The following is an 11,165-nucleotide window of genomic DNA, read 5'->3' as shown; positions in this document are numbered from 1 at the left end:
ACTTTGTTGACTTGAAACCGATCCAGTTATATACTCTAGGCAAATCCAAATGCTAATGCATTGATAAGGAGGTCAAACCTATGAAAAGAAAGTATTTAGTAGTTACAGCACTATCTATGGCTTTATCGATAGGAAGCGCGATATCTTCATTTGCGGCCGGATTTGTCACCACACCACAGGGAGTAAAGTACCAGTGGGGATCAGGGGATTATTGTACCAATAACTGGGTCAATTATAAAAGCCATTGGTTTTTCTTTGGCAATGACCAGCTTATGCGTACCGGGTGGATTCAAAGAGATAATACCTGGTATTATGCGTCTGATACCGGTGAGCTTCAGGGGGGAATAATGAAGATCAATGACAATGTCTATTACTTTAATACCAGTACCCTGAAAATGATGACTGGCCCAATTGATTACAATGGTACCAACCATTACTTTACGGAAAATGGAACCACAGACGGTGGTCCATACGTCTACACAGAATGGAACAGTGACGGCTCTATCAGACGAGGTAAGAAGTTTACAGTTCGTTAAATGGACACAAGGCCTCTTCACATAATATTGATAAAACTGGTGCAAAAAAAGAACCTTGGTCTGTCTGAAAAGACATTTCCAAGGTCCTTTCCCTATTATCATTTACTATCTTTGTCCTTTATCATAAGGAATACCCTCTGCCTTAGGAGCCTGAGAGTTTCTGGAGGTAAAGATCAGTACAATCAGAGTAATAATATATGGCACCATCTTGTAGAAGTAGCTTGGAATGCCCAGGGAATGTAAAAATGGGATTCCGGAGTAAGCAGATGCCACAGCCTTCATGAGTCCAAAGAACAGGGAGGCAAACATAATGTTCACCGGCTTCCACTGTCCGAAGATGAGTACAGCCAGTGCCAGGAAGCCGTAACCGGCTACATCGGCGTTAAAGTTGGTGGAGGTGGGAACTACAAAGACAAGTCCTCCAAGTCCGCCCAGAGCGCCGGATATGAGCACTCCGGCATACTGCATATGATATACGTTGATTCCTGCCGCATCAGCTGCCTGAGGGTGCTCACCGCAGGAACGGAGGCGAAGTCCAAACCTTGTCTTATAAAGCACCACATAAGAGAGAATAAAGATAGCGATTCCAATATAAGTGGTAATGTATGCATTCTGGAACAGGAGAGGTCCGATAAATGGAATCTTACCTAACACTGGAACAGAGACGATACGGAAGGTGTTGCTAAAAGGTACCTGCTGAACGCCCTGAATGACACGTGCTACGAAGATGGCGAATGCGGGAGCGAACATATTAAGGGCAGTACCGCTTATAACCTGATCGGATTTCATGTTAATGGAAGCATAGGCATGGAAGAGAGAAAATACCATTCCTGTTGCCATGGAGATCACTGCAGCGATGATAAGCTGGCTCTGACCGCTCATGCTTGCCCCTGTAAGGCTTAAAAACAGAACTCCTGTAAATGCGCCCATGGTCATAATTCCTTCCAAAGCGATGTTAATGATACCGCTTCGCTCAGAGAACATGGCACCTAAGGCAACGATCATAAGAGGGATCATGAAATACATGGTCTGCTGAAAGATAAAGTAAACTACATTCATGATTTCTTTCCTCCTTCCCTGGACTGTTCTGAAGTGGTCGACTTTCTGCCGTGGAGCTTGCTGATCAGCAGCTTGACCATTAAGGCAAAGGCACTGAAGTAGATAATAACGGCTACGATGATATCAATAATTTCGGTTGAAAATTCAAATAGCTGGAGATAAAATCCGCCGGCTGTTAAGTAAGCAATAAAGATACCGGAGAAAAGGATTCCGATGGGGTTATTAAGAGCAAGAAGAGCAACAGAGATTCCGGTAAAGCCTTCAGAAGGCAATACATCCTTAATCTCAATATGCTTACCGGTTCCTGCCAGATATAATAAGCCGCCTGCCAGTCCTGCAATGGCACCTGCGATCACCATGGAAAGGATAATGCTCTTTTTCTCGTTGATACCCGCGTATTTGCTGGCATCCCGGTTAAAGCCTACTGCCTTTAGCTCATAGCCAAAGGTTGTCTTATTTAAGATCAGCCAGATTAAAATAACGACTAAGATCGCAATGATAATGCCTCCGTTTACACTGGAGCCTGGGAAGATCTTATCAAGGCCCATCTTAGGAATATTGGCTGTGACTGCTACATTACGGGATTCGTTCCGCAGATTGTTAAACAGCGGCTTATAGCTTTTTACGATCCAGTTTACCAGATACATTCCGGTGTAGTTCATCATAATAGAAGCAATCACTTCATTCACGTTAAAATAAGCTTTTAAAAGTCCTGGCACCAGTCCCCATAAAGCTCCAAATAAAACGCTGGTAAGAAGAGCTGCGATCCAGTGAACCGGACCTAATGAGGTGAACATGATTCCAACGTATACCGCACCAAAGGCGCCCATGATAAACTGTCCGGGAGTTCCGATATTAAAGAGCCCTGTTTTAAAGGCGAACCCTACGGAAAGACCGGTTAAGATAATGGGAGTGGCATAGTAAAAGACCTGACCAACTCCTTTTGCACCATGGGTAAATGCACCAGTTAAAATGGTGGCAAAGCCCGGAAGTGCCTGTTCGGAATTACAGAAGAACAGGACAATAAGACCTACAATAAGTCCTAAAACAATGGCAAAAATGGAAGAGAGTATGCCTGTGTAATTATTGGTTGATTTCTGTTTCATGACCGCTCACCTTCTTTCTTTGCGCCTGCCATGTAAAGACCCAGTTCCTGAACCGTAACATTCTCAGGATCTAAGTCAGCGACAATCTCGCCTTCGAACATGACTAAAATACGGTCGCTTAAATTCATAACTTCATCTAATTCCAGAGAAACCAAAAGGATAGCCGCGCCAGCATCTCTCTGTTTGATCAGCTGATTGTGGATGTACTCAATGGCACCTACATCAAGACCTCTGGTAGGCTGAACTGCCAAAAGGATGTCAGGTGATTTGGAAATCTCTCTGGCAACAATTGCTTTTTGCTGGTTGCCGCCTGACATGCTGCGGGAGATGGTAAATGGGCCTTCGCTGCTTCTGATATCGTAATCCCCAATTAGCTTTTCCGCATATTCATAAATCTTATCATTCTTTAAAAATGTACCGCTTTGGAAACCGGATTCAAAATATTGCTGTAAAATCATGTTGTAAGCCAGGTTATATTCCAGAACGAGGCCATGTTTATGACGGTCTTCCGGTATGTGGGACAAGCCATGGGTATTTTTATAGCGGATGCTTTTTTTCGTCATGTCTTCCCCGTTAATAGAAACGGTACCGGAACTCATATCAGAGATACCGGTGATCGCATGGATCAGCTCTGTCTGGCCGTTTCCGTCGATTCCTGCGATGCAGACGATTTCGCCTCTTTTTACCTGGAAATTAACATCATGAACCAGCTTCTTTTTCTGTCCTTCCCGTTTGGCTTCTACAGAAAGGTTTTTGATTTCCAGTACCACTTCACCGGGAGCTGCCTGCTTTTTGTCAACCGTCAGATTCACCTTACGGCCTACCATCATCTCAGACATTTCCTCTGCTGTGGTACCTGCTACGTCTACAGTTCCAATATATTTACCGCGGCGCAGTACGCTGCAACGGTCTGCAACCGCCTTGATTTCATTGAGCTTGTGAGTGATGAACAGTATGGATTTACCTTCTTTTACCAGGTCTCTCATGATCTGCATCAGTTCATCGATCTCCTGAGGGGTCAAAACCGCTGTGGGTTCGTCAAAAATCATAATTTCGTTATCACGGTAAAGCATTTTAAGAATCTCGACCCTTTGCTGCATGCCCACCGTAATATCCGATATGAGGGCATCCGGGTTCACGAACAATTTATATTTTTCACTTAATTCCATTACTTTTTTGCGGGCGTCGTCCATCTTTAAGAAGCCCCGCTTCGTTGTTTCCATACCAAGAACAATGTTCTGCAGTACGGTAAAATTCTCAACCAGCTTAAAATGCTGATGAACCATGCCGATTCCTAAGGTATTGGCATCCAGTGGTCCGGTAATCTTTTCTTCCTTACCGCGAACCTTAATCACACCTTTTTCCGGCTGGTACAGACCAAATAAAACACTCATAAGAGTGGATTTCCCTGCGCCGTTTTCACCAAGCAGGGCGTGTATCTCGCCTTTCTTTAACTGCAGTGTAATGTCATCGTTGGCGATGATACCGGGAAATTCTTTTGTGATGTGCAGCATCTCAATAATATAGTCCATAAAATCCCCCTAACTACGGTACCTGACTATGGGACCCGGTACCAATTCTTCAAAATATGCCTTAGATTATTTTTCTTATAAATAGAGAAAGGAGATGCCGTAAGAAACCATGTCTTAATTGACTGGTGAACAAACGGCATCTCCTTTCCTCCTATCTGCTCCTATAAGGAGCATCGTGGTATGCCCCCAGGGCTATTTTTGCAGATTATTCTACAAAATTGATTTTTGTTTTTTCAAGCTTTAAGTCAACGTTAGGATTGTTGTTATCCTGAGAAGGCTGAACGAGTGTTACTTTACCTTCTTTTAACACGCCGTAAATCTTATCGTAGTCTTCTTTTGTAAACTTTGTGAACTTGGAAGTTTCCATTGGAAGGCCGATACCGTCGTTCTTTGCGGTGAAGATGCTTGTCTTGCCGCCTGGGAACTGATTGTCATAGTAAGCCTTTACGCCATCATATACAGAAACTGAGAGCTGTTTCATAGCAGAGGTAATAACAGATGGTGATTCAAAGCTCTGGTCAACGTCAACACCGATCATCTTACCGCCTTTTTCTTCAGCAGCAGCCATTACGGAGTTACCAACCGCACCACCGCAGCCGAAGATGACTTGAGTTCCGTTCTGGAACCAGGAAGCAGCCATAGACTGTGCTTCAGGTGTAGCAGCAAATGCACCAGTATAGTTGTACATAATTTCAATGTTATCAATGCCTAATTCTTTTGCAGCGTAGTCAGCACCCTCTGCAAAACCGTATCCGAAACGAACAACTGCAGGAACAGCCATACCGCCTAAGAAACCAAGCTTTGTATTGCCATCTTTAACAGCAGCGTAGCCGGCTAAGAAACCAGGCTCGTCCTCCTGGAAAAGGATAGGCATTACATTTTTCTCAATTCTTTTTTCGGAATAGTCAGCATTGTGTGGCTCTCCGTCGAGAAGGATAAAGCTAACATCTTTGTACTGATCCTGAGCCATGAAAACAGGCTCCTCGAATAAGAAACCAGGACAGACAACTAACTTAGCTCCGCCTTCCACTGCAAGACCAATGGTCTCAAGATAGGAATCAGTGGTTCCTTCCTGTGGCTGATAGTACTTGTAGGAGATTCCTTTTTCCTCAGCGTATTTCTTCATTCCTTCCCAGGCACCCTGGTTAAATGATTTGTCGTCGATGGTTCCTAAGTCTGTAACCAACGCGATCTCGTATCCGGTGGAGGAGTCAGACTTTTTGGAAGTATCCCCCTTGGATTCTGCAGCAGCAGTCGTTGTTTCCGCAGGCGCAGCAGTTGTAGATGTGCCAGGCTTGGAAGAACCACATGCGCTTAAGGAAGCAGTCATTAAAACTGCCATAGCCAATGCTAATGCTCTCTTTTTCATAATGCTTTTTTCCTCCTATTATTGATTGTTTTTCAGAGATAACAATAATGTATCATATTTTTGTTTCTTAGACAATCTTATTTGATGTTATTTTACCGAAAATCCATGGCAAATAAACGTGGTTTTATATCTCCCAGTTTATTATACGGTTTTTACCAAATTTGTCACTTCCAATTACTGGAAGCTTCCTAAATAAAGAGCAAAAAAATGATATTTGTCCCATAAATTCGTATATACGACCTATAATCGCATATAAGAAAAAGACAGACTATAAGCGCGAAAAAAGTATAATTGTATCGAAAAATGACGAAATTTTATATAAAAAACTGGGAAAAGCTATTTACTAGGCGTCTATTTATGTTATAATATTTGCATGACTTTTCCGATTTGGAATATAGTGGAAGAGTAAACTAACCAACACATTTTTGAGGAGGAACTTTACTTATGGCAAAAAAATGGGTTTATCTGTTTACCGAGGGCAATGCTGAGATGAAGAATCTCTTAGGGGGCAAGGGGGCCAATCTGGCAGAGATGACGAATCTGGGTCTTCCAGTACCTCAGGGGTTTACCATTACAACAGAAGCCTGTACCCAGTATTATGAAGACGGCGAAAAAATCAATGATGAGATCATGGGTCAAATCATGGAATACATCGTTAAGATGGAGGAGATTGCAGGAAAAAAATTTGGCGACAAAGAAAATCCTCTCCTGGTTTCTGTCCGTTCCGGTGCAAGAGCGTCCATGCCGGGAATGATGGACACCATCTTAAATCTAGGCTTAAACGAAGAGGTGGTTGAAGTTCTGGCCGCAAAATCATCAAATCCAAGGTGGGCCTGGGACTGCTACCGTAGATTTATCCAGATGTTTTCTGACGTAGTAATGGAAGTCGGAAAGAAATATTTTGAAGAATTAATCGACAAGGTGAAAAAGGAAAAAGGAGTCACAGAAGACGTTGATTTAACGGCTGAGGACTTAAAGAGACTGGCTTATCTCTTCCGTGATGAGTACAAAGCAAAAATCGGTGAGGATTTCCCCGATGATCCAAAGACTCAGCTTATGGAAGCAGTAAAAGCAGTATTCCGTTCCTGGGATAATCCGCGGGCCAACATTTACAGGCGCGACAATGATATTCCATATTCCTGGGGAACTGCAGTCAATGTTCAGATGATGGTATTTGGAAATATGGGTGAGACATCAGGAACTGGTGTTGCATTTACCCGTAACCCGGCAACCGGAGAAAAGCACCTTATGGGTGAGTTCTTAATGAATGCTCAGGGCGAGGACGTCGTTGCAGGTGTCCGTACTCCAAGAAAGATCGATCAGCTAAAGGATGAATTGCCGGAAGCTTACGACAAATTCGTAGAAATCTGTAACACGCTGGAAGACCATTACCGCGACATGCAGGACATGGAATTCACCATTGAAGATAAGAAATTATATATGCTTCAGACCAGAAACGGAAAGCGGACCGCTAAGGCTGCTTTAACCATTGCCTGTGATCTGGTTGATGAAGGAATGATTTCAGAGGAAAAGGCAGTCAAGATGATTGACCCAAGAAACTTAGATACCCTTCTCCACCCACAATTTGACAGCGAGGCATTAAAGAGTACAGAGCCAATCGGGAAAGCTCTTGCAGCATCTCCCGGAGCCGCTTGCGGTAAGATTGTATTCACTGCCGATGATGCAAAGGAATGGAAAGAAAAAGGTGAGAAGGTTATTTTGGTGCGTCTTGAGACATCACCAGAAGATATCGAGGGCATGAAGGCAGCTCAGGGTATCTTAACGGTACGAGGCGGTATGACCTCCCATGCAGCGGTTGTTGCCCGTGGAATGGGAACCTGCTGTGTATCCGGCTGTTCTGAAATCGCTATGGATGAAGAAAATAAGAAGTTTACACTGGCTGGCAAAGAGTTCCATGAAGGCGACTGGTTATCCATTGACGGATCTACCGGTAAGATATATGACGGAATCATTCCAACCATGGATGCAGCCATTGTAGGTGAGTTCGGAAGAATCATGACATGGGCCGACAAATATAGAAGACTGAAAGTAAGAACCAATGCAGATACTCCATCTGATGCCAGAAAGGCAAGAGAGCTTGGAGCAGAGGGCATCGGTCTTTGCAGAACCGAGCACATGTTCTTTGAAGGTGACAGAATTGATGCATTCCGTGAGATGATCTGTTCTGATACCGTAGAGGAAAGAGAAGCAGCTCTTGAAAAGATCCTTCCGGTTCAGCAGGGAGATTTTGAAGCACTGTATGAGGCTCTGGAAGGAAATCCTGTTACCATTCGTTTCCTGGATCCACCTCTTCATGAGTTCGTTCCTACTGATGAGGATGATATTAAAAAGCTTGCCGATGCTCAGGGTAAGACCGTGGCACAGATTAAAAATATCATCAATTCCCTTCATGAGTTCAACCCAATGATGGGACACAGAGGCTGTCGTTTGACCGTTACATATCCTGAAATTGCAAGAATGCAGACAAAAGCAGTTATCCGTGCAGCCATCAATGTTCAGAAGGCTCATGCAGACTGGAACGTTTGTCCTGAGATCATGATTCCTCTTATCTGTGACGAAAAAGAGCTTAAGTTCGTTAAGAACATTGTTGTGGAAACCGCTGATGCAGAGATTGCAGCAGCAGGAAGCAGCTTAAAATATGAAGTAGGTACTATGATCGAGATTCCAAGAGCTGCTCTTATGGCAGACGATATTGCAAAGGACGCACAGTTCTTCTGCTTTGGAACCAACGATTTAACTCAGATGACCTATGGCTTCTCCAGAGATGATGCCGGCAAATTCTTAAATGCTTATTATAACACCAAGATTTTTGAGAATGACCCATTTGCAAAACTGGATCAAATTGGTGTAGGTAAGCTGATGGAGACCGCTGTAAAGCTTGGTAAGTCAGTACGCCCTGATATGCATGTAGGTATCTGCGGCGAGCACGGCGGAGATCCTTCCTCTGTGGAGTTCTGCCACAAGATTGGTCTGGACTACGTTTCCTGTTCTCCATTCCGTGTGCCCATTGCCAGACTGGCAGCAGCACAGGCAGCATTGAATAATAATTAATCGTTAAAATTACATCGTTTATCGATGGTAGAGGGTGTTGTAAGATGAAAGTTTCATACAAGATACGGTTGATAATAAGGCAGCCAATTATGGTATCTTGTTGATGTTTCTCATTTTGCAGCACCCTCTTTTCTATGTATTGCAATGAACATTCCATTTCTGGTCCAATATGTTCAAACCCTGCATTTGCGGAACCTGGTGGAAGTCAAATGAAACGTGTACACAGCCATGTAAAAGGAGGAACTATGATTTATTCCAATGGAAACAAGACTCTGGTAATCCGTCATCAAACGGAACAACTCTGCATTGAGGCCTGGGGACAGGATTCTCTTCGGGTGAGGGCTACCCAGTACGTGAACTTTACCGGACGCAATTGGGCTCTTAGTGAAGATGTACCGGAAGAGGAGAGCTCTGCTGAAATTACAATTGATGGCAATGAGTCCGCAACGATTCGAAATGGAAGGATTCTTGCAAAGGTAAATGCTGCTGGAGTACTTTCATTTTTTCGGGATGGGAAGCTTATTCTTCGGGAATATTATCGGAATTATTTTGGGACAGAATGTGGGGAAAGCTGCTGCTTAAAGATTGTGGGAAGAGATTATAAGCCAATTATGGGAGGGGATTATGGACTTACCGTCCGTTTCGATAGCAACGATGGGGAGAAGCTTTTTGGCATGGGGCAATATCAGCATGCCTATTTAGATTTAAAGGGCTGTATCCTGGAACTGGCACAGAGAAATTCCCAGGTATCAATCCCATTTGCAGTCTCAAGCCTCGGATATGGATTTCTTTGGAATAATCCGGCTATTGGTAAGGTTTCCTTTGGTAAGAATTATACCGAATGGCGGGCAGAGGCTACGAAAGAGATGGACTATTGGATTACGGTGGGAGATACTCCAGCTCAGATCGTAGAACATTACACGGCTGTGACAGGCCATGCACCAGCCTTACCTCAGGGCCTGTTAGGCCTTTGGCAGTGCAAATTACGATATCGCACCCAAGAGGAAGTATTGACCGTGGCGAGAAAGTATCAAGAACTTGGGATTCCCCTTGATGTGATTGTGATCGACTTTTTCCATTGGACCAGGCAGGGGGACTGGAAATTTGATGTGGAATACTGGCCGGATCCTAAGGCAATGTGTGATGAGCTTCATTCTATGGGGGTCAAAGTAGTAGTATCCGTATGGCCGACTGTGGATCGAAAAAGTGAAAATTTCATTGAAATGTTTGAACGAGGACTTCTTATCCGTACGGAGCGAGGCAGTATTCAGACCTATGATTTTCAGGGGGACTGCCTGACCATAGATGTTACGAACCCGGAAGCAAGAGAATTTATATGGGAGAAATGCCAAAAGAATTATTATGACTATGGGATCGATATGTTCTGGCTTGACAATGCAGAACCTGATTATGCAGTATATGATTTTGATAATTACCGGTACGCTTTGGGGTGTGCCCTTGAAGTGAACAATATCTACCCCCAGATGTATGCGAAGGCATTTTGCGATGGAATAACAAAGCTTGGTCGGGAAAAGGAGATGCTTCACCTGGTACGCAGCGCCTGGGCAGGAAGTCAGAAATATTCCACCCTGGTTTGGTCCGGCGACGTACCCAGTACCTTCGAGTCACTCCGTGACCAATTATACGGCGGCTTAAATATCGGCCTGGCTGGCATTCCCTGGTGGACTACGGATATCGGTGGTTTCATGACAGACGATGTTGATGATCCGGCCTTTAAAGAACTGCTAGTGCGCTGGTTTGAATTTGCAGTCTATTGCCCGATTCTAAGGATGCACGGTGACCGTGGCCCTCATAACATTCCGCCACTTTCTCCTAAAGAATACGGTGGGGGAAGCCTGTTTACTGGCCAGCCAAACGAACTGTGGAGCTATGGGGAGTTGGCATTTACCATTATGAAAAAGCAATTAGACATAAGACTGTCCTTAAAGCCATACATAGAAAAGCTTATGATGGAAGCGAGTGAGAAGGGTGCCCCTCTCATGCGTACCATGTTCTATGAATTTCCAGAGGACGAAAAATGTTGGGAATTAACTGATCAGTATATGTTCGGTGCGGAGTATCTGGTCGCCCCAATTTTATATCCAGGTAAATTTGAGAGAAATGTATATTTGCCAGCCGGAACCTGGAAGAATCTAATTGATCATTTAGAATACTCTGGTGGTCAGACCATTAACTGTCAGGCTCCCCTGGAGGCAATTCCGGTGTTTCAAAAAATGAATTAAGATATTTGCGAAAAGAGGGGCGTAACTTGCAGCCCCTCTTTTCTCTATTACCCAAAGTGCATTCCCATGGATCAAGGTACTGTTTTAGTCCGATCTTTAATGTAATAAATACAATGAAATAATTACAACTAAATAATTACAATGTAATACGATTTAATTACACGAAATAAATATCAGGTAGGATTTTTGCTATAATATTAAGTTAGTTCGTACTTTAATATTTTAAAACGGATTCTATAAGGTTAGAA

General features: G+C 43.7%; 7 protein-coding genes. 3 read left to right on the top strand and 4 right to left on the bottom strand.

What is annotated here, in order from left to right:
* The first annotated feature begins 80 nt into the window (after nucleotides 1-80).
* Nucleotides 81-536, top strand: a complete 456-nt coding sequence (locus T546_RS0104140) for a hypothetical protein (RefSeq protein ID WP_026890539.1) — start codon at nucleotides 81-83, stop codon at nucleotides 534-536.
* Nucleotides 537-641: 105 nt separating this feature from the next.
* Here the strand turns inward: T546_RS0104140 and T546_RS0104135 are convergent, their stop codons facing one another.
* The 4 genes from T546_RS0104135 to T546_RS0104115 form a co-directional block, all read right to left on the bottom strand.
* Complete coding sequence (locus T546_RS0104135) at nucleotides 642-1,595, bottom strand: ABC transporter permease (protein WP_026890538.1); 954 nt, start codon at nucleotides 1,593-1,595, stop codon at nucleotides 642-644.
* The gene (locus T546_RS0104130; RefSeq protein ID WP_026890537.1) at nucleotides 1,592-2,701 is read right to left on the bottom strand and encodes an ABC transporter permease; all 1,110 of its coding nucleotides are present in this window, start codon (nucleotides 2,699-2,701) and stop codon (nucleotides 1,592-1,594) included. Before T546_RS0104130 ends, T546_RS0104135 begins: the two co-directional genes overlap by 4 nt.
* Entirely contained in the window at nucleotides 2,698-4,233 is a 1,536-nt protein-coding gene (locus T546_RS0104125) for an ABC transporter ATP-binding protein (RefSeq protein WP_026890536.1), read from the bottom strand. Before T546_RS0104125 ends, T546_RS0104130 begins: the two co-directional genes overlap by 4 nt.
* 205 nt (nucleotides 4,234-4,438) lie before the next feature.
* Nucleotides 4,439-5,602, bottom strand: a complete 1,164-nt coding sequence (locus tag T546_RS0104115) for a BMP family lipoprotein (protein WP_026890535.1) — start codon at nucleotides 5,600-5,602, stop codon at nucleotides 4,439-4,441.
* Between the two features lie 444 nt (nucleotides 5,603-6,046).
* Between T546_RS0104115 and ppdK the strand changes: the two genes are divergently transcribed.
* Both ppdK and T546_RS0104105 read left to right on the top strand, forming a co-directional pair.
* Nucleotides 6,047-8,674 (top strand): pyruvate, phosphate dikinase, encoded by a 2,628-nt coding sequence (ppdK, locus tag T546_RS0104110; protein ID WP_026890534.1) that lies wholly within the window; start codon nucleotides 6,047-6,049, stop codon nucleotides 8,672-8,674.
* Between the two features lie 209 nt (nucleotides 8,675-8,883).
* The gene (locus T546_RS0104105) at nucleotides 8,884-10,917 is read left to right on the top strand and encodes a glycoside hydrolase family 31 protein (protein WP_242842184.1); all 2,034 of its coding nucleotides are present in this window, start codon (nucleotides 8,884-8,886) and stop codon (nucleotides 10,915-10,917) included.
* Nucleotides 10,918-11,165 lie beyond the last annotated feature (248 nt).

The organism is [Clostridium] aerotolerans DSM 5434, from assembly GCF_000687555.1.
Classification (GTDB): domain Bacteria; phylum Bacillota; class Clostridia; order Lachnospirales; family Lachnospiraceae; genus Lacrimispora; species Lacrimispora aerotolerans.
Note: the sequence above shows the minus strand (reverse complement) of the source record. Positions and strands in the feature narration are given on the sequence as shown.

Excerpts from the sequence above, each read along its gene's own strand:
- ppdK (WP_026890534.1), top strand. The coding sequence starts at position 6,047 with ATGGCAAAAAAATGGGTTTATCTGTTTACCGAGGGCAATGCTGAGATG.
- T546_RS0104125 (WP_026890536.1), bottom strand. The coding sequence starts at position 4,233 with ATGGACTATATTATTGAGATGCTGCACATCACAAAAGAATTTCCCGGT.
- T546_RS0104130 (WP_026890537.1), bottom strand. The coding sequence starts at position 2,701 with ATGAAACAGAAATCAACCAATAATTACACAGGCATACTCTCTTCCATT.
- T546_RS0104105 (WP_242842184.1), top strand. The coding sequence starts at position 8,884 with ATGAAACGTGTACACAGCCATGTAAAAGGAGGAACTATGATTTATTCC.
- T546_RS0104135 (WP_026890538.1), bottom strand. The coding sequence starts at position 1,595 with ATGAATGTAGTTTACTTTATCTTTCAGCAGACCATGTATTTCATGATC.
- T546_RS0104140 (WP_026890539.1), top strand. The coding sequence starts at position 81 with ATGAAAAGAAAGTATTTAGTAGTTACAGCACTATCTATGGCTTTATCG.
- T546_RS0104115 (WP_026890535.1), bottom strand. The coding sequence starts at position 5,602 with ATGAAAAAGAGAGCATTAGCATTGGCTATGGCAGTTTTAATGACTGCT.